Annotated in this window: 21 protein-coding genes, 1 tRNA gene and 1 pseudogene; 16 read left to right on the forward strand and 7 right to left on the reverse strand. The window is 55.1% G+C overall.

Annotation, left to right across the window (positions count from 1 at the left end; translation table 11 throughout):
- The first annotated feature begins 177 nt into the window (after positions 1–177).
- Positions 178–1,509: a KAP family P-loop NTPase fold protein gene (locus ATI02_RS00555; protein WP_157815117.1), complete on the forward strand. Its 1,332-nt coding sequence runs from the start codon at positions 178–180 to the stop codon at positions 1,507–1,509.
- Positions 1,510–1,653: 144 nt separating this feature from the next.
- Here the strand turns inward: ATI02_RS00555 and ATI02_RS31905 are convergent, their stop codons facing one another.
- The 3 genes from ATI02_RS31905 to ATI02_RS00565 all read right to left on the reverse strand — a co-directional run bounded on the left by ATI02_RS31905 (position 1,654) and on the right by ATI02_RS00565 (position 6,290).
- The gene (locus ATI02_RS31905) at positions 1,654–2,619 is read right to left on the reverse strand and encodes a hypothetical protein (RefSeq protein ID WP_146166116.1); all 966 of its coding nucleotides are present in this window, start codon (positions 2,617–2,619) and stop codon (positions 1,654–1,656) included.
- A gap of 86 nt (positions 2,620–2,705) precedes the next feature.
- Entirely contained in the window at positions 2,706–5,222 is a 2,517-nt protein-coding gene (locus tag ATI02_RS00560; RefSeq protein WP_100845158.1) for a S8 family peptidase, read from the reverse strand.
- Positions 5,223–5,264: 42 nt separating this feature from the next.
- Positions 5,265–6,290, reverse strand: coding sequence for an AAA family ATPase (locus tag ATI02_RS00565; RefSeq protein WP_100845159.1), 1,026 nt, complete (start codon positions 6,288–6,290; stop codon positions 5,265–5,267).
- A 218-nt stretch (positions 6,291–6,508) separates the two neighbouring features.
- On the opposite strand from ATI02_RS00565, the gene tnpA reads away from it, so the two are divergent.
- From tnpA to tnpC, 3 genes are read left to right on the forward strand one after another with little or no spacing between them, the layout of a single operon-like run.
- Positions 6,509–6,826 carry an IS66-like element accessory protein TnpA gene (gene tnpA / locus ATI02_RS00570; RefSeq protein WP_095188479.1) on the forward strand — a complete coding sequence of 106 codons (318 nt, stop codon included), beginning with the start codon at positions 6,509–6,511 and terminating at the stop codon, positions 6,824–6,826.
- On the forward strand, positions 6,823–7,158 hold the full coding sequence (gene tnpB, locus ATI02_RS32495; RefSeq protein ID WP_157815118.1) for an IS66 family insertion sequence element accessory protein TnpB: 336 nt from the start codon (positions 6,823–6,825) through the stop codon (positions 7,156–7,158). Before tnpA ends, tnpB begins: the two co-directional genes overlap by 4 nt.
- A 49-nt stretch (positions 7,159–7,207) precedes the next feature.
- Complete coding sequence (gene tnpC / locus ATI02_RS00580; protein ID WP_095188477.1) at positions 7,208–8,734, forward strand: IS66 family transposase; 1,527 nt, start codon at positions 7,208–7,210, stop codon at positions 8,732–8,734.
- Between the two features lie 91 nt (positions 8,735–8,825).
- Here tnpC and ATI02_RS00585 read toward each other — a convergent pair.
- Positions 8,826–9,283 (reverse strand): annotated as a pseudogene (locus ATI02_RS00585) (DUF927 domain-containing protein); the annotation flags it as partial.
- Positions 9,284–9,619: 336 nt separating this feature from the next.
- Positions 9,620–9,704, reverse strand: a tRNA-Leu gene (locus tag ATI02_RS00590).
- A 108-nt stretch (positions 9,705–9,812) separates the two neighbouring features.
- Here ATI02_RS00590 and queA point away from each other — a divergent pair.
- The 6 genes from queA to ATI02_RS00620 all read left to right on the forward strand — a co-directional run bounded on the left by queA (position 9,813) and on the right by ATI02_RS00620 (position 15,915).
- The gene (queA, locus tag ATI02_RS00595; RefSeq protein ID WP_100845160.1) at positions 9,813–10,877 is read left to right on the forward strand and encodes a tRNA preQ1(34) S-adenosylmethionine ribosyltransferase-isomerase QueA; all 1,065 of its coding nucleotides are present in this window, start codon (positions 9,813–9,815) and stop codon (positions 10,875–10,877) included.
- 14 nt (positions 10,878–10,891) lie between these two features.
- Positions 10,892–12,007: a tRNA guanosine(34) transglycosylase Tgt gene (gene tgt, locus ATI02_RS00600; RefSeq protein ID WP_167394860.1), complete on the forward strand. Its 1,116-nt coding sequence runs from the start codon at positions 10,892–10,894 to the stop codon at positions 12,005–12,007.
- A gap of 43 nt (positions 12,008–12,050) precedes the next feature.
- Entirely contained in the window at positions 12,051–12,389 is a 339-nt protein-coding gene (gene yajC / locus ATI02_RS00605; RefSeq protein ID WP_007916913.1) for a preprotein translocase subunit YajC, read from the forward strand.
- Positions 12,390–12,453: 64 nt separating this feature from the next.
- Positions 12,454–14,322 carry a protein translocase subunit SecD gene (gene secD / locus ATI02_RS00610; RefSeq protein WP_095191845.1) on the forward strand — a complete coding sequence of 623 codons (1,869 nt, stop codon included), beginning with the start codon at positions 12,454–12,456 and terminating at the stop codon, positions 14,320–14,322.
- Positions 14,323–14,331: 9 nt separating this feature from the next.
- Positions 14,332–15,246, forward strand: coding sequence for a protein translocase subunit SecF (gene secF / locus ATI02_RS00615; RefSeq protein ID WP_095191846.1), 915 nt, complete (start codon positions 14,332–14,334; stop codon positions 15,244–15,246).
- 120 nt (positions 15,247–15,366) lie between these two features.
- Positions 15,367–15,915, forward strand: a complete 549-nt coding sequence (locus ATI02_RS00620) for a glycine zipper 2TM domain-containing protein (RefSeq protein WP_095191847.1) — start codon at positions 15,367–15,369, stop codon at positions 15,913–15,915.
- Between the two features lie 218 nt (positions 15,916–16,133).
- Here the strand turns inward: ATI02_RS00620 and ATI02_RS00625 are convergent, their stop codons facing one another.
- Complete coding sequence (locus ATI02_RS00625; RefSeq protein ID WP_238156162.1) at positions 16,134–17,285, reverse strand: ISL3 family transposase; 1,152 nt, start codon at positions 17,283–17,285, stop codon at positions 16,134–16,136.
- Here ATI02_RS00625 and ATI02_RS32500 point away from each other — a divergent pair.
- A complete protein-coding gene (locus ATI02_RS32500) occupies positions 17,208–17,429 on the forward strand; it encodes a hypothetical protein (RefSeq protein ID WP_238156214.1) in 222 nt (73 codons plus the stop codon). The two genes, ATI02_RS00625 and ATI02_RS32500, sit on opposite strands and share 78 nt — an antisense overlap.
- A 51-nt stretch (positions 17,430–17,480) precedes the next feature.
- On the opposite strand, the gene suhB is transcribed toward ATI02_RS32500, so the two are convergent.
- The gene (suhB, locus tag ATI02_RS00630) at positions 17,481–18,299 is read right to left on the reverse strand and encodes a type III secretion system regulator SuhB (protein ID WP_016773320.1); all 819 of its coding nucleotides are present in this window, start codon (positions 18,297–18,299) and stop codon (positions 17,481–17,483) included.
- A gap of 145 nt (positions 18,300–18,444) precedes the next feature.
- Here suhB and trmJ point away from each other — a divergent pair, with 145 nt between their 5' ends.
- The 5 genes from trmJ to iscU all read left to right on the forward strand — a co-directional run bounded on the left by trmJ (position 18,445) and on the right by iscU (position 22,459).
- Complete coding sequence (trmJ, locus tag ATI02_RS00635) at positions 18,445–19,215, forward strand: tRNA (cytosine(32)/uridine(32)-2'-O)-methyltransferase TrmJ (RefSeq protein ID WP_100845163.1); 771 nt, start codon at positions 18,445–18,447, stop codon at positions 19,213–19,215.
- A 3-nt stretch (positions 19,216–19,218) separates the two neighbouring features.
- Positions 19,219–19,995 carry a serine O-acetyltransferase gene (cysE, locus tag ATI02_RS00640; RefSeq protein ID WP_100848406.1) on the forward strand — a complete coding sequence of 259 codons (777 nt, stop codon included), beginning with the start codon at positions 19,219–19,221 and terminating at the stop codon, positions 19,993–19,995.
- A 238-nt stretch (positions 19,996–20,233) separates the two neighbouring features.
- A complete protein-coding gene (iscR, locus tag ATI02_RS00645; protein ID WP_007956690.1) occupies positions 20,234–20,725 on the forward strand; it encodes a Fe-S cluster assembly transcriptional regulator IscR in 492 nt (163 codons plus the stop codon).
- Positions 20,726–20,775: 50 nt separating this feature from the next.
- Positions 20,776–21,990, forward strand: a complete 1,215-nt coding sequence (locus tag ATI02_RS00650; RefSeq protein WP_095190534.1) for an IscS subfamily cysteine desulfurase — start codon at positions 20,776–20,778, stop codon at positions 21,988–21,990.
- 82 nt (positions 21,991–22,072) lie between these two features.
- Entirely contained in the window at positions 22,073–22,459 is a 387-nt protein-coding gene (iscU, locus tag ATI02_RS00655; RefSeq protein WP_003227907.1) for a Fe-S cluster assembly scaffold IscU, read from the forward strand.

Genomic DNA, 22,459 nt, shown 5'->3' on the forward strand with positions numbered 1-22,459 from the left:
CTGCAATTGTCCTGCGAGCATCAACATTTCTTGTATTCTTAACTCGACGTGATCGAGGGTGTTCTAGGATTACCGTAGCCTCCTCGATGCGCCATGGGCGGATGACAACAGCACCGCATAACTTGGTGCGAAGCAGAATTGCGCCACTCAACAATGCCAAATAAAGGGAATTTAATTATGCACCTTATAATACCATCTTACGAACCCGCCGCTGGAGAAGGTTTCGGTAAGGATCTTTTCAACAGGAAGCCGTTCGCTACATCTCTTACTAATCTTGTCCGCAGAACAAATGATCCGCTTGTAATAAGCCTTAACGGTCATTGGGGCGAAGGAAAAACCACATTCGTCAAAGCCTGGCAAACGCTCTTGGACGAAAACAATGTGCCAAATATATATATAGATGCTTTTGCTTCGGACTATGTAGACGATGCATTTATGGTGGTTGCTGGGGCGATTACCGACTATGTGCAGCAAAAAATACCAAAAGATAAAACCGAAGTTTTTTTAGATAAAGCCAAGCACGTTGGCGCACATCTCCTATCCTTAAGCACGAAAATTGGCATCAGAGCAGCAACGGCTGGCATAGTTAGCGGTGATGACTTCAAAGATTTAGACAAGGCAGTTGAGGGAGCGGGCGCCGACATTAGCAAAAGCGCTGAAGAATATATCAAACAAAAGCTAATTAATCACAAAAAAGAAAGCGCCTCAATAATACAATTCAAAAAATACCTCTCAACCATTCCAAACTTATTAAAACCCAAGACTGATCACTCTCTTACAATAATAATCGACGAACTCGATAGATGCCGCCCGTCATTCGCAGTTGAAATGCTCGAAAAAATCAAGCACCTATTCTCCGTAAACAACATTACATTTGTTTTAGTAATAAACAAAACTCAACTACAAGAATCTATCCGCGCTACCTATGGTACGAATATCGATGCACACACGTACTTGCAGAAGTTTTTAACCATTGAGGCAGATATACCTCTAAAGGGTCTTAGCGAGAAAAGTACAGTCTCGATCTATTGTGAATACCTAGCCGAAGCTCACGACCTAGATGATAAAGAGGATGTACAGGTGCTAATGGCAGCCTTGGGAGACCAGTTGGGAATGACGCTAAGGCAAATGGAGCGTGCGTTCAGCATTTACGCTCTTACATCATTGTCGGGACGTATGCCAAGAGACGAGTCCATAGGTCTCTTCGTAGTACTATGCGTTATTAAAGTAACACATCCAGATATTTTCTTCAGAATAAAGAATGATACGATCACGTACTCTGAAATTTATAAAACACTAAACTATATTGAATCAGGCGACAAAGAATACCCTCACGAGCTAAATTTCAGCTTAAAATGGCTAAAAGCCCTCATAATAAGCAACGATGAATACGTAAAACTACCTGAAGACGACTATTCGAAGCAGTTATTTTCCAGAGGACATAGGCGCAACAGGAAAAAAATGGTAGAGGACGCAACAAACAGAATCTCCACCTTCAATATATCCTAACAACTCATTTAAGCTCATTGGATACATGCACAACATATAACTGAAAGCGTCGCTCACTAGCGACTGCTTTCAGCCAAAAAATGTCGATATCAACCAGCACTCGAATCATAAATGTCCAAAAAATCGCAAAAAAAACCCGTAAAATCATTCATCCAAACTGGATTTAAAACCTAGCGCTCTCTTCTCCAACCAATGAGCAAGTATATCTTTTTGTTTGCCATTAACAAAAAACCTATCAATATCCTTCAACCTTAATTCGAGTACCTCCTCATAAATCACTGGACAACGCTTATTACCGCCATTAGAGAGCGACATATACTCCTCCCCCTTTATTATATAATTACCATTACCAATAAAATCGGAAGTTACATTGGACACGGAATCAATACTGCAGGCGAGTTGAATCCTCCCTTGAAGACTCGCCTCATTCCAGTTGAAACGCGGAGAGTATTGAAGTTTAGTTAATAGCGTGACAATCAATTTAGCCGCAGAATGTTGATCCTCTTGCCAATCCCCAGTACTTCCAGCTGTTTTATACCAACAAAACTCTTTAACCAGCGAACCGTTAAGCGGATTTCTTAACACATCCACCGCGCCATGTTTGAAAGGACTATTAAGCAAGGTTAGCGATTTTTCGTAAATAATATCGTCAATGAATACCCTGCATCCTTTTCCAGACTTCTCTAGACCCACCGCTCGAGTTACTGCGCTTCCCAAAACAAAATGCCCAATTGACCGATTGACTTTACTTGGTTCAACAATCTCACCGTAAGCGATACCTCCCCTAGACAATAGTCCTACACCGACAGAGTCCCACATGAAGGACCGAGCAGCATCCAAGACAGCTACTACATTCTCTGACCAAATATATGCACAGTCGGAAAGTTGAGCGACTTTTAAATCTTTGTGAGAGCCGGCAATAGACGTCAAGCAAGACCTAAACTGTGTGAGTAGCTGACCGCAAAACAAATTGGCGGTAGAACTCGGAGAAGATGAAACCCCCCACACCTTAAAATCGTGCTCGCTTAGAGCTACCTGATTTTGAGTTAAAGCGCCAACCCCTAGCATGTCTACAAAAAAACCGCCCCCTGATATTGCCTCATATTGCACTCCTCCGGCGCATCTATACCTAATGAAAGACTAACCAATGACAACTCCGTTGTCGTTGCAAATCAGCACAGTCGTTCATGAGCGGATTAGTTGGTCTGGATTGATATATCCGTATCCACCGTTGAAGTTATAATGCTCGCGATCTCAGTATATAGATCCACATCCTCTTCATCAGAGGATATAGAAACGACCAAGCTATAGCGCGCTTGTGAATTTGACTTCCCTAAGTGCGGGCGATATTTCCACCAACCGGATACCGGAGAAATTGCAATTTTGTCTCGCGATGCTAATTCAATAGCTGGACCTATCCAGACATCACAGTGTATTGATCCAGCAGAAATGCTTTTTGGCCCAAATACCCATCTATTATCCGCCTCTGTTTGTGGAGGCCTCTCCGCCAATGAATCAAGCTTATTAATTCGATGCCGAAAAGCTGGTTCAGTCTCATCTTTTTTCTTAAGATCGAATCGAAGCCCAAAGGACTGGTATCGTGCTGGATTTACCTGAGCCATCTCGCCAGGGCTAGGTTCGACGAAGTATGAAAGAGTAACCTTCAGCCGTACTGTTCGATTCTCAAGACGCTCCAGCTCAATTCTAGGCCATGGTAAATTGTAGTAGTGAATCTCTTTAAAATGCGCGCCCCCAACTTCTCGACCTTTTTCGTTTAGATCTCTCGCAAACGGTTGAATCTTCGTCTCAGCAATCAGCGCCAAATCATTTTGGGCAGACGCTAAAGCACGAGAAAGAAGAGGCACCCCGTATCCGAAGTGGCGTGCGAGTGAGATCCGCTGGCTTTTATTTTTATTTTTTCGAAGTTTCTCCGTCATGACGGGTGTCCACTGAGCACTGTGGATCATGAGCGCACGAACCGTTTCCGGCCACATTTTTGGATACTCCGCCATAATTGCTGCAGCCATTCCGGCTGCTTGCGCTGTAGAGGAGCTAGTCGCCCAAAACTCTTCAAAAGGCCTATCAGTGAAATCCTTACCAGTTGTTAACACTGATAATATCGGGACACCTGATATGATTTGCGTTGCATCAGGGCTAATTGCCTTATTACCAGCTTCAAACACGATCTCGGGTTTGATCGGCGTCAGGGAGTGCTCCCAGTCTATGGATGCACGACTGTAAGGACTGTGATCGCCAGCACCTGCTGCTACAGACCAACCTTCATAACCTGGTTGATCTTGGATATCTATCTTGTCGGTAAAACCACCTACTGCAATAGCGTTCCAAGACTGTGCCGGATCTTCGATAGGAAAATCATACAGATCTGCTACATCTTCAGGATTCGTAGAGTCAGGAATATTTCCCGCTGAAACGATAAAAAGTCGGCGCGGACCACTCTCCCCGCTTTCACCAATATCACCTGTCATTGATCCGCTACAGATCTGATCTATGGCAGAGCTCCAGGTCGTAGGTCGCTCTCCTGAGACATCTTGGTTGGATACAGCCATGCAAAATACACGGTTTCGAAGTGGCTCATTAGTCTCTGCCAAGCTCACCGCTGACTGGGTGATATATCCATAGCTTGAGGGTTCATTTCTATCCCAGCCCACCGGCGGGAGGAATTTAATTGACTCCAGCTTTGCGGATAGATCAATTACTCTGTCCTCCGCAAGAATATAAGTGAGATCCCCGTATAAGGCGACCCCCGCCATGTTGGTTCCATGGCCATCGTGATCGAACACCCCCCACTCTGCCCTAATTGCTTGGCAGTCTTCAGGAGCTAAAGCTGGCTGTATCAAGGGGTGAGTATAGTTGACGCCATGATCTAGCACGCAAATGGCCGGACTCTCCGCTCTAGGGGGAATCAGTCTACTCACGAGATCAAGAGTCCACTCGGACTTCTCTCTAGAAGTTAAACGTGTAAAGAAATAAGGGTTATCACTTGCCTTTCGTAGCTCTTCTACGCCGTCAGAATTTGCAACAAGAATAGATACCTCAAGAGTATTAGCGTAAATCAACACTACTTCTGTATCCGGAAAACTTAGAGAATTCTCGCTGACGCGAAGCTTTAGATTTTTAGCTATACGCCGAACTTGGTCAGCTCTCGATGATACACACCAACATTCCCACCACAGCGTCGCTGATAAACCTTCCGGGAAAGGTCGAGAGTCCGTCCAAAGAGTTTGAATATCTCCCAACGTAAAATTTTCTATAGGGGAGAATTTAAGATCATTTTTTGGCTTTCCAGAATCTGTTCTCTCCTCGGCGTATTCCTGCAACTTCAGTTCCAGAAAATCCATAGCATGGTGAGGAACGTAGAGCGCTCCGAGAGTCGAACCGTCTTCGAGAATGCGAAGCGCTGACAGTCGAATATTTTGCGTTTTCCAGTTTAGGTCAGGAACCGGCGAGTCCGCTTCAAGTTCCACTTCCAAGTAACACGCTTGAGGAGACTCGCTGATGTCATCTGCAAAGTAACCATTCTGCCCACTCCGTGCTGCAGAAAATGCAAGTGAAAGCTTTTCGCGGAGACGAGTGCCATGTCCCTCTTCCCTGATATTCACTACACTGCTTAGATCACGATCACGGCGCTGGTAAGGTCGATCAACCTTGTATCGATCAACTCTAAAATGTGGAAGCTCGTAGGTGGACGCCATACCGGATATTTCCCTAATCCAAGGCTTTTTATTCTGAGCAACCTAGCCAAGGGTAAGTCCGGACATGGTTTCTTTCAGACTGTGGCGCTCTTTCAACGCATTAACTATTGCTTCAGTCGATGCATGTTTCTCTTCCAAGAGTATGACATCTTTGATTATCTCGGAGGCAGCCCTAGTGATCTCCGCCTGACTGAGCCCCTTCGCAGCAGCTACAAGTTTCGCCCACGGCACTCTACTTGGTAAATAGCTGTGTATTCGCATTTCCAGTATTTCTTTAATACCATTTGCGTCAGGAAGAGAATACTCAACTATGTCATCAAATCGCCGAAATAAAGCACGATCAAGAAGCTCAGGATGGTTGGTGGTCGCTAGAACGAGGCTGTCCGTACTATTCGCCTCCTCAAGGAACTGGAGGAAGGAGTTAAGCACACGGCGCATTTCACCAACATCGTTGTCGGCGTTTCGGCGCCCCCCAATTGCATCAAACTCATCAAAAAGATATACGGCTCTAACAGAGGCTATTTGATCAAAAATCAGACGCAGCTTAGATGCTGTTTCTCCCATAAAGCGTGTCATCAAAGCGTCTAGACGTATGGTAAAAAGTGGGAGTCGCAATTCACCTGCCAAGATCGAAGCAGTAAGTGTCTTTCCGGAACCTGGAGGCCCCACTAGCAACAACTTGGAGCTAGGAGCTAGGCCGTGGCTGCGCAATTTATCTCGCTGACGCTGCTGATGAATCAGACGGGTAAGGCGCTCTTGTTTCGGACGGTCAAGAATCAAATCTCGCAGTTGAGACTTCGGATAACTGACCGACAGCAGAGCCTCCAGCTCACCACGTGGCTTGGAGATTGGGATCGCAACCTGCTGGTTCGGTCCAGGCTTTTGCGCCTTGGTGAGGGGATCGCGCTTTCTAGCTGAATCAACAAGCGCTTTAAGCTCATCGGCAGTATCGCGTCGGCCTCTACGCGCCTCTGCTGCAGCAACCTGTAGAGCGATAGAGAGAAACTGTTCCTCATCACCTTGGTTGTGACTACTCAGCAGAGCAATGATTTGTTGGGCCGTAGCCATCGCCGTCCATGTCCTATCAATGGGTCGTAGGGTTAGCTACCCAGTTTAGTCGATCACCTGGCTAGAGCCTACACACGGCCATCCGATTTATTTAAGAGCTTAGGAACGCTGCCACGCGGTAAGCGGCCAGCGAACACACCTTCAGAAATCCGGAATTAAGGGCGATGGTGTCCGCCTATTTTTAAGCGGACGCGATCACCCTTATCGCCAGGATTTCCATGCGCCAACGAAGCTCCTATCCCAAACCCTTCAAGGCCCAGGTTGTGCAGGAATGCCTGAAACCCGGTGCCTCAGTTTCCAGCGTCGCCATCAGCCACGGCATCAATGCCAACGTGATTCGCAAGTGGCTGCCGATTTACCGTGATAAACCTGTCGCGCCACTTCCCGCGTTTGTACCGCTGCAACCAATGCCTAAACGGCACGCTGATGAAGCGGTGGTGATCGCACTGCCGCTGGGCGACAAAGCCATCACGGTCAAATGGCCCATCACCGACCCGGACGGCTGCGCACGTTTTATCCGCAGCCTCTCGCAATGATACGCATCGACGCCATCTGGCTCGCCACTGAGCCCATGGACATGCGCGCCGGCACCGAAACTGCGTTGGCCCGCGTGGTCGCCGTGTTCGGTGCGGCGAAGCCGCACTGCGCTTATCTGTTCGCCAACCGCCGGGCCAACCGGATGAAGGTGCTGGTGCACGATGGCGTGGGCATCTGGCTTGCCGCACGGCGTTTGAACCAAGGCAAGTTTCACTGGCCTGGCACTCATCGCGGTTTGGAAGTCGGGCTCGACGCTGAACAACTTCAAGCGCTGGTGCTCGGTTTGCCATGGCAGCGAGTTGGCGCTAACGGCGCAATCACAATGATTTAGCCTTGCTTTTCAGCTGTGGCAGGTGGATCGCTTTGGTAAAATCCACGGCATGACTTCCTCTCCCAATCTCGACCAAATGACACCCGAACAACTGCGCGCACTCGCTGCGCAGTTGCTGTCGAAGGTCGACACCATGGGCCGAAAAATCCATCGTGACGAGACGATCATCGAGCAGCTCTCTCACGAGATTGCCATCCTCAAGCGGCACAAGTTCGCCAAGCGCAGCGAACAGATCAGCCTGGCGCAAGGCAACTTGCTCGATGACCTGCTCACCACTGACCTTGAGGCTATCGAGGCAGAACTGAACGCGCTTCGTCCCGCCCCAACGTCGGACGAAACCCGCCAAAAACCCAAGCGCGCGCCGCTGCCGCCGCAGTTCCCACGTACCGTCATTCGTCACGAGCCAGAGAACACCCAGTGTGTCTGCGGGTGTCAGCTTCAGCGCATCGGCGAAGACGTCAGCGAGAAGCTGGATTACACGCCGGGCGTGTTTACCGTTGAGCAGCATGTACGTGGAAAGTGGGCCTGCCGCCAGTGCGAAACACTGATCCAAGCACCGGTGCCGGCCCAGGTGATCGACAAGGGCATCCCGACCGCAGGCCTGCTGGCGCATGTGATGGTGGCCAAATTCGCTGATCATCTGCCGCTGTACCGGCAAGAAAAGATCTTTGGCCGTGCAGGCCTGGCGATCCCGCGTTCAACGCTGGCTCAGTGGGTGGGCCAAACTGGCGTACAGCTACAACCGCTGGTGGATGCACTGCGCGAAGCGGTGCTGGCTCAGCGAGTCGTGCATGCCGATGAAACGCCGGTGCAGATGCTGGCGCCCGGCGAGAAGAAAACGCACCGAGCTTATGTCTGGGCTTATTGCACCACGCCGTTCTCGGCACTGAAGGCCGTTGTCTACGACTTCAGCCCCAGCCGTGCTGGCGAACATGCACGGAACTTCCTTGGCACGTGGAACGGCAAGCTGGTCTGTGATGACTTCGCGGGTTACAAGGCCAGCTTCGAGCTGGGCATCACCGAAATCGGCTGCATGGCGCATGCCCGCCGTAAGTTCTTCGACCTGCATGTGACGAACAAAAGCCAGTTGGCCGAGCAAGCGCTGCACTCAATCGGCGGGCTGTACGAAGTTGAACGGCAGGCCAAAGACATAAGTGATGAAGAACGATGGCGATTACGCCAAGAAATAGCGGTGCCCATTGCACAGAAATTACATGAGTGGATGCTGGCTCAGCGCGACCTCGTGCCCGAGGGCTCGGCCACGACCAAGGCTCTGGATTACAGCTTGAAACGCTGGGTAGCGCTGACGCGCTACCTGGATGATGGTGCCGTGCCCATCGACAACAACCCGGTGGAGAACACGATCAGGCCATGGGCGCTTGGGCGCTCCAATTGGTTGTTCGCAGGGTCTCTGCGCAGTGGCAAACGAGCGGCAGCGATCATGAGTTTGATCCAGTCGGCACGCATGAACGGGCATGATCCGTACGCGTATCTCAAGGATGTACTGACGCGATTGCCGACGCAGAAAGCCAGTGAGATCGAGCATCTACTGCCGCATCAATGGATGCCTGGCTGATCTACGCAAGGCGTATTCCCCATACGCTTACGAATGAGCGGCTGGCGAGGCCGGGAATAAGCCGGCGCTACCTCGATCAGCAGAGATGCCCTCAGGCAGCCCGAGCCTCGCTCTCATCCTTTCCCGGAATCGTCTTCACGATGTAGCAGCGCTGCGGCCCCAGACCGGGTAACCGGACCAAGCTCGATGCCTTGCCGTCGCTGGCCGGCTCCAGCACTCCGCGTTGCAGCAGTTCCTTGTTCACGGCGTTGATGTTCATGCCCCGGAAGATCTCCGAGCGCCACGCTTCGGGCAGTACGTAATAGGTGTTGGTGGTATGCATGGTGTCGCCCATGCCGTGCTCCAGCGTCTTGCGAAAGCCGAGACGATCGATGGTGCGCGGGCCGTGTTCGTCGATCTTGGCCGCCGCCGATTCCCAACGGGTGAAGCGGCTTTCGCCGAAACGTTCGATGACCTGGCGCAGGCGCGCCAAGATCGCATCACCCTCGAAGTTACCGGCGCCGCCCCGCACCTTTGGCCAGGTTTTAGGCTCACGCGAGCAGCAGCGGTCCGTCAGCATCCCGGTGATACGGACGCGGATGTTGAGTGAATTAGGTATCGAGAGGTCGTCGGTGGATTTCGCGCGGAATAAGACAGGGCGTCTTTGCGGATGCACCAGTTAGATCTAACTAGATGCCAATGTCAGTTATGCGAATAGGTTTTAGGGGCTGGGTCGAAATTAGAGTGAATGGCGCAACCGGTTCGAGTCGGCAGGGGGCTGTTGTTAATTAAAGGGTAGGTAACACCGTGCGGTGCAATGCCGTGTCGGGAATGAATAGGGGGAGGGCGTACCACTTTCCAGCAGACGAAAAAAAAGGCCTTGCTAAGCAAGACCTTTCTTAATTTTGGTGCCCCGAGGGAGACTCGAACTCCCACTCCTTTCGAAAACGGATTTTGAATCCGCCGCGTCTACCAATTCCGCCATCAGGGCTCAATGGCGGCGAAGTATAGAGAGGTGATTACCGTTGGTCAATCACGTTTCATGGTCAATTTTCGATATTTCCGCTAGACTTTCGGGCCCTGCTAGACGAACCCCATCATGCGCGTTGCTGACTTTACCTTCGAACTCCCTGATTCGCTGATCGCTCGCCACCCTTTGGCTGAGCGTCGCGGTAGTCGCCTGTTGACCCTGGATGGGGTCAGCGGCGCCCTCGCACACCGTCAATTCACTGATTTGCTTGAGCATTTGCGCCCGGGCGATTTGATGGTGTTCAACAATACCCGGGTGATTCCGGCGCGGCTGTTCGGGCAGAAAGCGTCCGGCGGCAAGCTGGAAATCCTCATTGAGCGGGTGCTCGATGCGCATCGCGTGCTGGCCCATGTGCGTTCCAGCAAGTCGCCGAAGCCGGGTTCGAAGATTCTCATCGACGGCGGTGGCGAAGCCGAGATGCTCGCGCGTCACGACGCGCTGTTCGAGCTGGGCTTCGATGAAGAGGTGCTGCCGCTGCTCGATCGCGTCGGGCACATGCCGTTGCCTCCTTATATAGATCGCCCGGATGAGGGCTCGGATCGCGAGCGCTATCAGACTGTGTATGCCGAGCGCTTGGGCGCTGTAGCGGCGCCGACGGCGGGGTTGCACTTCGATCAGCCGCTGATGGAGGCGATTGCCGCCAAAGGCGTCGAGACTGCATTCGTCACGTTGCACGTGGGCGCCGGTACGTTCCAGCCCGTGCGCGTCGACAAGATCGAAGATCACCACATGCACAGTGAGTGGCTGGAAGTCGGCCAGGACGTGGTCGATGCCGTCGCGGCCTGTCGTGCGCGCGGTGGTCGGGTGATTGCCGTGGGCACCACCAGCGTGCGTTCGCTGGAAAGTGCGGCGCGCGATGGCGTGCTCAAACCGTTCAGTGGCGACACCGACATCTTTATCTACCCAGGCCGGCCGTTCCATGTGGTCGATGCCCTGGTGACCAATTTCCATTTGCCGGAATCCACGCTGTTGATGCTGGTTTCGGCATTCGCCGGTTATCCCGAGACCATGGCCGCCTACAAGGCTGCCGTCGACAACGGTTACCGCTTTTTCAGCTACGGTGATGCGATGTTCATCACCCGTAACCCCGCACCTACTGCCCCTAAACAAACCGGCCCAGAGGAAACAGAATGAGTCGCGAATGTCGCATGTCCTTTGAGCTCCTGGCCACCGATGGCAAGGCCCGTCGTGGTCGGCTGACTTTCCCGCGTGGCACCGTCGAGACCCCGGCTTTCATGCCGGTCGGTACTTACGGCACGGTCAAGGGCATGTTGCCGCGTGACATCGTCGCCACTGGCGCGGAGATCATCCTGGGCAACACCTTCCACCTGTGGCTGCGCCCCGGCACCGAAGTGATCAAGGCGCACGGCGACCTGCATGACTTCATGCAGTGGAAAGGCCCGATCCTGACCGACTCCGGCGGTTTCCAGGTGTTCAGCCTCGGCGCGATGCGCAAGATCAAGGAAGGGGGCGTGACCTTCGCCTCTCCGGTCGATGGCTCGAAAGTGTTCATGGGCCCGGAAGAGTCGATGCAGGTTCAGCGCGATCTGGGTTCCGACATCGTGATGATCTTCGACGAATGCACGCCGTACCCGGCTGACGAAGACGTCGCCCGTGTGTCGATGGAGTTGTCGCTGCGTTGGGCCCAGCGTTCGAAAAACGCCCACGGTGAAAACACCGCGGCACTGTTCGGCATTGTGCAGGGTGGCATGCACCAGGATCTGCGCATGCGTTCGCTGGAAGGCCTGGACAAGATCGGCTTTGACGGCCTCGCCATTGGCGGTCTGTCGGTGGGCGAACCGAAGCACGAAATGATCAAGGTGCTGGATTATCTGCCGGGCATGATGCCCGCTGACAAACCTCGTTACCTTATGGGCGTTGGCAAACCGGAAGATCTGGTTGAGGGTGTGCGCCGCGGTGTGGACATGTTCGATTGCGTGATGCCAACCCGTAATGCCCGCAATGGGCATCTGTTCATTGATACCGGCGTGCTGAAGATCCGTAACGCGTTCCATCGCCATGATGATTCGCCGCTCGATCCGACCTGCGATTGCTATACCTGCCAGAACTTCTCCCGCGCTTATCTGCATCACCTGGACAAGTGCGGCGAAATGCTGGGAAGCATGCTCAATACCATCCATAACTTGCGCCATTATCAGGTGCTGATGGCTGGTTTGCGCGAGGCTATTCAACAGGGTACATTGGCCGCCTTTGTCGATGCCTTCTACGCCAAACGCGGGCTCCCCGTTCCGCCTTTGGACTGAGTTTTCTGACCCCAAGATTCAACATTTGCAACTGGAGTGCTAAATGAGCTTTTTTATCTCTAATGCCATGGCTGACGCCGCTGCACCGGCTGCTGCCGGCCCAATGGGTGGCGGTTTCGAGTGGATTTTCCTGGTCGGCTTCCTGGTCATCTTCTACCTGATGATCTGGCGTCCACAGGCCAAGCGCGCCAAAGAGCAGAAGAACCTGCTGAGCAGCCTGCAAAAGGGCGACGAAGTGGTCACCACCGGCGGCATCGCCGGCAAGATCACCAAAGTGGCCGATGACTTCGTGGTTCTGGAAGTTTCCGACACCGTGGAAATGAAGTTCCAGAAAGGCGCCATCGCCGCCACGCTGCCAAAAGGCACGCTGAAAGCGATCTAAGGTTCCAACTTCTACTCAATCGACGGGGCGCGCAAGGCGCCCCGCGTTCATAACGGGCGGCGTGATGCTGAACAAATACCCTCTGTGGAAATACATTCTGATCCTGGCGGTGCTGGCGATCGGTCTGATTTATTCCGCTCCCAATCTATACCCCGATGACCCGGCCATTCAGGTCAGCGGCGCCAGCACGGCACTGCAGGTCAATCAGGCCGATCTGGATCGCGTAAGCACCGCGCTCAAAGAGTCCGGGATCAACGTCAAGGCAGCCACGCTGGCGGCCAACGGCAAGGGCGGTCTGATCCGTCTGACCAAGGCTGAAGACCAACTGCCGGCCAAAGACGTTGTGCGCAAGGCATTGGGTGATGACTACGTCGTCGCGCTGAACCTGGCACAGACCACCCCGCAATGGCTGCGCAATCTGGGCGCGCACCCGATGAAGCTGGGTCTGGACTTGTCCGGTGGTGTGCACTTCCTGCTGGAAGTGGACATGGACAAAGCCCTCGATGCACGCCTGAAAGTCTACGAAGGCGACGTCAAGAGCCTGCTGCGTAAAGAGAAGCTGCGCTATCGCAGCCTGCCGCAACTGGGCGGTGCCATTCAGTTGGGCTTCAGCGATGAAGATGCCCGCGAACAGGCCCGTGCGCTGATCCGCAAGAATTTCAACGATTTCGACATTGTTCCGGCCGACCTCAACGGTCAACCGGTGCTGCGTCTGGCGATGACCCCGGCCAAGCTGGCGGAAATCCGTGAATACTCCATCAAGCAGAACTTGACCACGGTACGTAACCGCGTCAACGAGCTGGGTGTTGCCGAACCGATCGTCCAGCGTCAGGGCGCCAACCGCATCGTGGTTGAGCTGCCGGGCGTGCAGGACACTGCCGAAGCCAAGCGTATTCTGGGCAAGACGGCCAACCTTGAGTTCCGTCTGGCGGCAGAGCCGGGCGCTTCGAAAGCCACTTCCGAAACGTTCGAGTTCCGTGAAGGCAATCGTCCTCCGGCGCAGATCGAGCGTGGCCTGATCATCACCGGTGACCAGGTGACCGATGCCAAGGCCGGTTTCGGCGAGCACGGCACGCCTGAAGTGAACATCCGTCTGGATGGCCACGGTGGCGAGCTGATGAGCCGCGCGACCCGTTCGAACGTCGGTCGCAGCATGGCGGTGATCTTCATCGAGCAGCGTCCGGTCACCACTTACACCAAGCAAGTGGTTAATGGCGTCGAGAAAGACGTTGCTGTTCAGACCTTTAAAGAAGAGAAGAAGATCATCAGCCTGGCGACCATTCAGTCGCCACTGGGTGCTCAGTTCCGCATCACTGGCCTGAACGGTCAGGGCGAATCCTCCGAGCTGGCGCTGCTGCTGCGAGCCGGTGGTCTGGCGGCGCCGATGTACTTCGCTGAAGAGCGCACAATCGGCCCGAGCCTGGGTGCTGACAACATCACCAAAGGTATCGATGCGTCGCTGTGGGGCATGCTGTTCGTGTCGCTGTTCATCATCGCCATCTACCGCTTCTTCGGCGTCATCGCCACCGTCGCACTGGCGGTGAACATGGTGCTGTTGCTGGCCCTGATGTCGCTGCTGGGGGCAACGCTGACCCTGCCGGGTATCGCCGGTATCGTGCTGACCATGGGTATGGCGGTCGACGCCAACGTGCTGATCTTCTCGCGGATCCGTGAAGAGATCGCCGCCGGCATGACCGTGCAGCGTGCAATCAACGAAGGCTTCGGCCGGGCATTCACCGCGATTCTCGACGCCAACCTGACCACTCTGTTGGTCGGCGGGATTCTCTTTGCCATGGGCACCGGCCCGGTCAAAGGTTTCGCAGTGACCATGTCCCTCGGGATCTTTACCTCGATGTTCACGGCCATCATGGTGACCCGCGCAATGGTCAACCTGATCTTCGGCGGACGTGACTTCAAGAAGTTGTGGATTTAAGGGGCTGCCATGTTACGTACAATCAACTTCATGGGCGTTCGCAACTTTGCGTTCGGCGTCACAGTATTCCTCACCCTGCTGGCGATCTTCAGTGTCGCCACCAAGGGTATGAACTGGGGTCTGGACTTCACCGGCGGTACGCTCATCGAGCTGACCTACGAGCGTCCGGCCGATGTCACCAAGGTGCGCGAGCAGCTGGTGACTTCGGGTTATCACGAAGCCATCGTGCAGAGCTTCGGTGCGACTACTGATCTGCTGGTGCGCATGCCGGGTGAAGATCCGCAGTTGGGCCACCAGGTGGCGGAAGCGCTGCTGAAGGTCGGCGGCGACAACCCGGCAACGGTCAAGCGTGTCGAGTTCGTCGGCCCGCAGGTCGGCGAAGAGCTGCGCGACCAGGGCGGCCTCGGCATGCTGCTGGCGCTCGGCGGCATCCTGATCTACCTGGCGTTCCGCTTTCAATGGAAGTTCGCGGTCGGCGCCATCGTTTCGCTGATCCACGACGTGATCGTGACCATCGGTATCCTGTCGTACTTCCAGATCACGTTCGATCTGACCGTACTGGCGGCGGTGCTGGCGATCATTGGTTACTCGCTGAACGACACCATCGTGGTATTCGACCGGGTTCGTGAGAACTTCCGCGTGCTGCGCAAGGCGACGCTGATCGAGAACATCAACATCTCGACCACCCAGACCCTGCTGCGCACCATGGCGACGTCGATCTCCACCTTGCTGGCAATCGCAGCGCTGTTGTTCTTTGGTGGCGACAACCTGTTCGGCTTCTCGATTGCCCTGTTCATCGGTGTACTGGCGGGTACTTACTCGTCGATCTACATCGCGAACGTGGTGTTGATCTGGCTGAACCTGACGACTGAGGATCTGATTCCTCCGGCCAACACCGAGAAGGAAGTCGACGACCGTCCATAACGGCCATCGCTTTTCCAGCTGTCAGCCAGAAAAGGCGCGAGTTGAACTCGCGCCTTTTTTTATGCTCCAAGGCTGGGAGAAGCGCGGGCGCGTCCCGCATGTGATGGTCAGGAGGTTCATGTGAACAAGTCGTTGCTGGTTGGTGCGGTATTGGGTGCTGTCGGTGTAACTGCCGGGGGTGCTGTTGCCACCTACAGCCTGGTTAAAAGCGGCCCTGAGTATGCGCAAGTGCTGGCCGTTGAACCGGTCAAGACACAGATCAAGACGCCACGTGAAGTATGCAAGGACGTTGCGGTGACCCGGCAGGCGCCGGTCAAGGATCAACACCAGATTCTCGGTACCGCCATTGGTGCCGTAGCGGGTGGTTTGCTGGGTAACCAGGTCGGCGGCGGCACCGGCAAGAAGATTGCCACGGTCGCTGGTGCTGTCGGTGGTGGTTATGCCGGTAACAAGGTGCAGGAAGGCATGCAAAACCGTGACACCTACACCACGACACAAACTCGCTGTAACACCGTGAATGACATCAGCGACAAAGTCGTTGGTTACGACGTGCGTTACTCGCTGGACGGCAAGGAAGGCAAAGTGCGGATGGATCGCGATCCGGGCAACCAGATTCCGGTCGACAAGGAAGGTAAGCTGGTTCTGTCGCAGAATGAGCCGGGTCAGTAAGTACCGACTGTTTTAAAAAGAAGCACCCTGCGGGGTGCTTTTTTGTGCCCGCCATTTCTGGCTTTGCCGTGATCCCTTGTGGGAGCGAGCCTGCTCGCGAATGCATTCTGACAGTCAACATTGATGTCGGCTGGCATGCCGCATTCGCGAGCAGGCTCGCTCCCACATGAAGATTTTGGTGATCTGAAGATCGAATCCCAGGCATAAAAAAAGGTTCTTCACGGATTACCGGGAAAGACGCTCTTGATTTTCATGAAAAAGAATTCGCTATCCCGGTAACCGTACGCCATCCGTTTGATAACCTTTATTCGATTGTTTATGCCTTCCAACTGCCCCGTGTGCATCGGCCAGCGAACCCGGCTGACGATTCCCCGCCAGTAACCCTTTAGCCGTTTGGCGAACAGGATCAGAGCCGGTATCGCGCTTTCATCAGCGTGGCGCAGCCATTGCTTCCAGGCTGATCTCCAGCCCCAGGCGGTACTTGGCGTCCAGAGCGTTTTGAGTTCAGCTTTCATCAAGTAGACCGTCATCAACGCTTGGTTGGCCGCCAGCAAATCCTCCAAGCGGACCTGTTGCTCCGGTGTTTTCAGGTTCTGCGGGTTGCGCAGGAGCAGCCAACGCGCTTGCTTGATGACCTTTCGGGCCGGCTTGTCGTGACGCAGTCGATTGGCTTCGTCGACGCGAACCCGATCAATCACCTCTCGGCCATATTTGGCCACCACATGGAAAAGATCGTAGACCACTCGCGCTTTTGGGCAGTGCTGACGAACCTCCAGATCAAAAGCGGTGTTCATGTCCATTGCCACCGCTTCGATTCGGGCGCACCCCTCTGGCCCCAGCTCTTCGAAAAATGGCCTGACCGCCGCCCGGCTGCGGCCTTCGCCGATCCACAGCACCCGTCGCGTATCCGCGTCCAGAACAACGCTGGCATAACGATGACCTTTGAATAATGCGAACTCGTCCATCACCAAGCGTCGCGGTTGCGCCTTTGGCAAAACGCTCAATGCTGCTTGCAAGGCTCGACGCTCCAGCACCCGAACGGTCTCCCAATGCAGCCCAAACATCTGCGCTACGTGCAACGTGGGAAGGCGTTCACAGGCTTGAATGACCGCCTCTGCCAGACGCCGTGTCATACGGGCATAGCGATCCAGCCAACTGACGGCCTCCATGCGTTTGCCACAGTCGCGGCAACCAACGCGTCGGAGCAAAACGCTCAGGCGTACTGCGCGACCGAGAATGGGTAAATCACGAATGACTCGCTGGCAATACTCATGCGTGGTTGAACAGGGTTTTTGGCACCCACCACAGGAAGGGAATCGGGTGGCGTGGGGTGTCAGATCGATCTGGAGGGCATCACCATCAGGCTTGATCGTGACGACAGAAAAGCCCTCCCAAAAAGGAAGGAAAGTATTAATATCGTGCATAAGAACGCCGGTTTGTTAGATGTGTTTGCTCGCACGAACATCATCAATCAAATCGGCGTTCTTGTTTCTGTGTTTCCCGGGATTCCGTGAAGAACCTAAAAAAAGCACCCCGAAGGGTGCTTTTTTCGTTTCGCGGGAAGCTTAGCGCTTCAGCGAGGCCGGCAGGTGCGGCTGGATCGCCGTCAGGACTGCCTTGAAGCATTTGGTGTTGCCGGCAACGATGTGGCCTTTCTCAAGGAAGTCGTGACCGCCGGTGAAGTCGCTCACCAGACCACCAGCTTCCTGGATCAGCAGGGCGCCTGCAGCCATGTCCCACTCGGACAGGCCCGACTCCCAGAATGCATCGAAACGACCGGCAGCCACATAAGCCAGGTCCAGGCTTGCCGAGCCGGCGCGGCGGATGCCGGCAGTCTGGCCAACCAAGGCGCGGAACATGCCCAGGTAGTTGTCGAGGTTGTCCATCTGGTCGTCACGGAACGGGAAGCCAGTGCCGAGCAGAGCGCCGTCAAGGCTGGTGCGACCGCTGACGCGCAGACGACGACCGTTCAGTTGAGCGCCGCGACCACGGCTGGCGGTGAATTCTTCCTGGCGAACCGGGTCCAGAACAACAGCGTGTTCCAGGCGACCGCGGTATTTGCAGGCAATGCTGACAGCGAAGTGAGGAATACCGCGCAGGAAGTTGGTGGTACCGTCCAGTGGGTCGATGATCCACAGGTATTCTTCGCCTTCGATCCCGGTGCCGGCGTGCAGGCCAGTCTCTTCACCCTGGATCGAATGATTCGGGTAAGCCTTGCGCAGGGCATCGATGATTTTCTGTTCGGCGGCGCGATCGACCTCGGATACATAATCCTTGGCGTCTTTTTCGTCGACCTTGATGGTATCCAGGCGCTCGATGGAGCGGAAGATCAGTTCACTGGCGCTGCGGGCGGCGCGCAGCGCGATATTCAGCATGGGCTGCATGGATGTGTCACCTAAGGTTGTTAAAGAAAGCCGCGCATTCTATCAGAACTTTTCTTCAGGTGAAGGTCGCTGTTCGCTTTCATAGCTTAACGGTAGGCTGTTCTGTAAGATTTGCACCCCTTTCCTGTGTCCGAGAGCGCCTCCCTTGCTGCAGAATATTCGTGTCGTCCTGGTCAATACCAGCCACCCCGGCAACATCGGCGGGGCCGCGCGCGCCATGAAAAACATGGGTCTGTCGCGGCTGGTGCTGGTCGAACCGCGGCTATTCCCGCACCACGAAGCCGATGCTCGCGCTTCCGGTGCCGGTGACATCCTTGAAAACGCCCAGGTCGTCGCCACCCTGGAAGATGCCTTGGTCGGCTGCAATCTGGTGCTTGGCACCAGTGCCCGCGACCGGCGCATTCCCTGGCCGCTGCTGGATCCGCGCGAGTGTGGCACCAAAGTGGTCGAAGAGGCCGGGCAGGGCGCTGAAATCGCTTTGGTGTTTGGTCGTGAAGATTCCGGCCTGACCAACGACGAGCTGCAGCGATGTCACGTTCACGTACACATCCCCTCCGATCCTGAGTTCAGCTCGCTGAATCTCGGCGCGGCGGTGCAGGTGTTGAGCTATGAAGTGCGCATGGCGTGGTTGGTCGCGCAAGGTCAGCCAAGCAAGATCGAGAAGGAAGAAGTGGCCTCGGTGAAAAGCGCCGAGCTGGCGACCATGGATGAGCTGGAGCGATTCTATGAGCACCTGGAGCAAACCTTGGTCGCCATCGAATTCCTCGATCCGGAAAAACCGCGGCACTTGATGGCGCGCCTGCGCCGGTTGTACGGACGCAGCTCGGTCAGTCGAGCGGAAATGAATATTTTGCGTGGCATCCTCACGGAAACCCAAAAAGCGGCCCGTGGTGAGCTTCTTAAGCGGAAGGACTAAATGATGTTTGAGCGTTTGCGTGAAGATATCCAAAGCGTATTCCATCGAGACCCGGCGGCGCGTAACGCTTTTGAAGTCCTGACGTGCTACCCCGGCATGCATGCGATCTGGATTCATCGACTGGCCGGGATGCTGTGGCGCCATGATCTGAAATGGCTGGCGCGTCTGGTGTCGAATTTCGGCCGCTGGTTGACCGGGATCGAGATTCATCCGGGGGCGAAAGTCGGTCGTCGCTTCTTTATCGACCACGGTATGGGCATCGTCATCGGCGAAACCGCCGAGATTGGCGATGACGTCACGATTTATCAGGGCGTGACCCTCGGTGGCACCAGTTGGAATAAAGGCAAGCGCCATCCGACGTTGGGTGACGGTGTCGTCGTCGGTGCCGGCGCGAAAGTGTTGGGACCGTTCACTGTCGGCGCCGGTGCCAAGGTCGGCTCCAATGCGGTAGTGACCAAGGAAGTGCCGCCGGGCGCCACGGTTGTGGGTATTCCAGGGCGGATCATCGTCAAATCCGATGAGGAGCAGGACGCCAAGCGCAAGGCCATGGCCGAGAAGATCGGTTTCGATGCCTATGGTGTGAGCGAAGACATGCCTGACCCGGTGGCGCGCGCCATTGGGCAGTTGCTCGATCACCTGCAAGCGGTGGATGGGCGTCTGGAGGGGATGTGCGGCGCACTGAAGGATCTGGGCAGCAATTACTGTGCGAAAGATCTGCCTTCGCTGCGCGAAGAAGACTTCGCCTGCGTGAAGGGCAAGGATCAGAGTCAGGCCAGCTAAATCGCGTCGACTTCTTCGCGAGCAGGCTCGCTCCCACTTTGGAGTGCGTTCTCCTGTGGGAGTGAGCCTGCTCGCGAAGAACGATAACGCGCAACCACTGGCTGTACGCCGACAGCCTTTGCTATGATGCGCGCGCTCTTTTGCGGGTAAACCCGACTAAAGCACTAGGTCTTATAGTTGACTTAAATGCTCGGGAATTGCATACTCCCGCCCATTCTGAACTCCGTGGTAACTGTCCATGCGACTGACTACAAAAGGCCGATACGCCGTGACCGCCATGCTTGACCTGGCGTTGCACGCGCAGCACGGGCCGGTGTCCCTGGCCGATATCTCCGAGCGCCAAGGCATCTCCCTGTCCTATCTCGAACAGCTTTTCGCCAAGCTGCGCCGCAGCAACCTGGTTTCCAGTGTTCGCGGTCCGGGCGGTGGCTACCAGTTGTCCCGCGACATGCAGGGTATCCAGGTGGCTCAGGTGATCGATGCGGTGAACGAATCGGTCGATGCCACCAAATGCCAGGGCCAGGGCGATTGCCATTCCGGCGACACCTGCCTGACCCATCACCTGTGGTGCGACCTTAGCCTGCAGATTCACGAATTTCTCAGCGGTATCAGCTTGGCTGATCTTGTGACTCGCCGTGAGGTGCAAGAAGTAGCCCAGCGCCAGGATCAGCGTCGTTGCAATGGCAAGGCGCCGCGCCTGGACAAGATTGAAGCGTCCGCCGTCGAATGACAGCCAAAGAGCTAGCGGCACGCCAGCCAGCCTGATTTAGGAGATAGTCCATGAAATTGCCGATTTACCTTGATTACTCTGCGACCACCCCGGTCGATCCGCGCGTTGCGCAAAAAATGAGTGAATGCCTGCTGGTCGACGGAAACTTCGGTAACCCGGCTTCCCGTTCCCACGTGTTCGGCTGGAAGGCTGAAGAGTCCGTAGAAAACGCCCGTCGTCAGGTGGCCGATCTGGTCAACGCTGATCCGCGTGAAATCGTCTGGACGTCCGGTGCTACCGAGTCCAACAACCTGGCAATCAAGGGTGCGGCACATTTCTACGCCTCCAAGGGCAAGCACCTGATCACCTCCAAGATCGAGCACAAGGCTGTCCTCGACACCATGCGCCAACTGGAGCGTGAAGGTTTCGAAGTCACCTACCTTGATCCGACTGAAGACGGTCTGATCACTCCGGCCATGATCGAAGCTGCGTTGCGCGAAGACACCATCCTCGTGTCGGCCATGCACGTGAACAACGAAATCGGCACCGTCAACGATATCGCTGCCATCGGCGAGCTGCTTCGTTCGAAGGGCATCCTGTTCCATGTTGACGCTGCTCAGTCCACTGGCAAGGTCGAGATCGACCTGCAGAAACTGAAAGTCGACATGATGTCGTTCTCTGCTCACAAAACCTACGGCCCTAAAGGCATCGGCGCGTTGTACGTCAGCCGCAAGCCGCGTGTGCGCATTGAAGCGACCATGCACGGTGGCGGTCACGAGCGTGGCATGCGTTCCGGCACCCTGGCGACCCACCAGATCGTTGGCATGGGCGAAGCGTTCCGTGTCGCAAAAGAAGACATGGCCGCTGAAAACGTTCGTATCAAAGCCTTGAGCGACCGTTTCTACAAGCAGGTCGAGCATCTGGAAGAGCTGTACGTCAACGGTAGCCTGATTGCCCGCGTTCCGCACAACCTGAACCTGAGCTTCAACTACGTTGAAGGCGAGTCGCTGATCATGGCGCTCAAGGATCTGGCGGTTTCGTCCGGTTCGGCCTGCACCTCGGCATCGCTTGAGCCTTCGTACGTGCTGCGCGCCCTGGGCCGCAACGACGAACTGGCACACAGCTCGATCCGCTTCACTTTCGGCCGCTTCACGACCGAAGAAGAAATCGACTACGCCGCGCAGAAAGTCTGCGAGGCTGTTACCAAGCTGCGCGCTCTGTCGCCGCTTTGGGACATGTACAAAGACGGTGTCGACATTTCGAAAATCGAGTGGGCGGCACACTGATTTCAAGTCGCCGCGAACCGGCCCTGTCACCCAGGTTGCAGGGCTTTAAGAGCGACTCTCTGATGAGTGAGGATTAAGCATCATGGCTTACAGCGAAAAGGTCATCGACCACTACGAAAACCCGCGCAACGTCGGCAAGATGAACGCGGAAGATCCTGATGTCGGCACCGGCATGGTCGGCGCTCCGGCGTGCGGCGACGTCATGCGCCTGCAAATCAAGGTCAACGATCAGGGCGTTATCGAAGACGCCAAGTTCAAGACCTACGGCTGCGGTTCGGCAATCGCTTCCAGCTCCCTCGCCACCGAGTGGATGAAGGGCAAGACCCTGGACGAAGCCGAAACCATCAAGAACACTCAGCTGGCCGAAGAATTGGCCCTGCCACCAGTGAAGATTCACTGCTCGGTACTGGCTGAAGACGCTATCAAAGCGGCTGTTCGCGATTACAAGCAGAAGAAAGGCTTGATCTGA

This window comes from Pseudomonas baetica (genome assembly GCF_002813455.1).
Taxonomy (GTDB): domain Bacteria; phylum Pseudomonadota; class Gammaproteobacteria; order Pseudomonadales; family Pseudomonadaceae; genus Aquipseudomonas; species Aquipseudomonas baetica.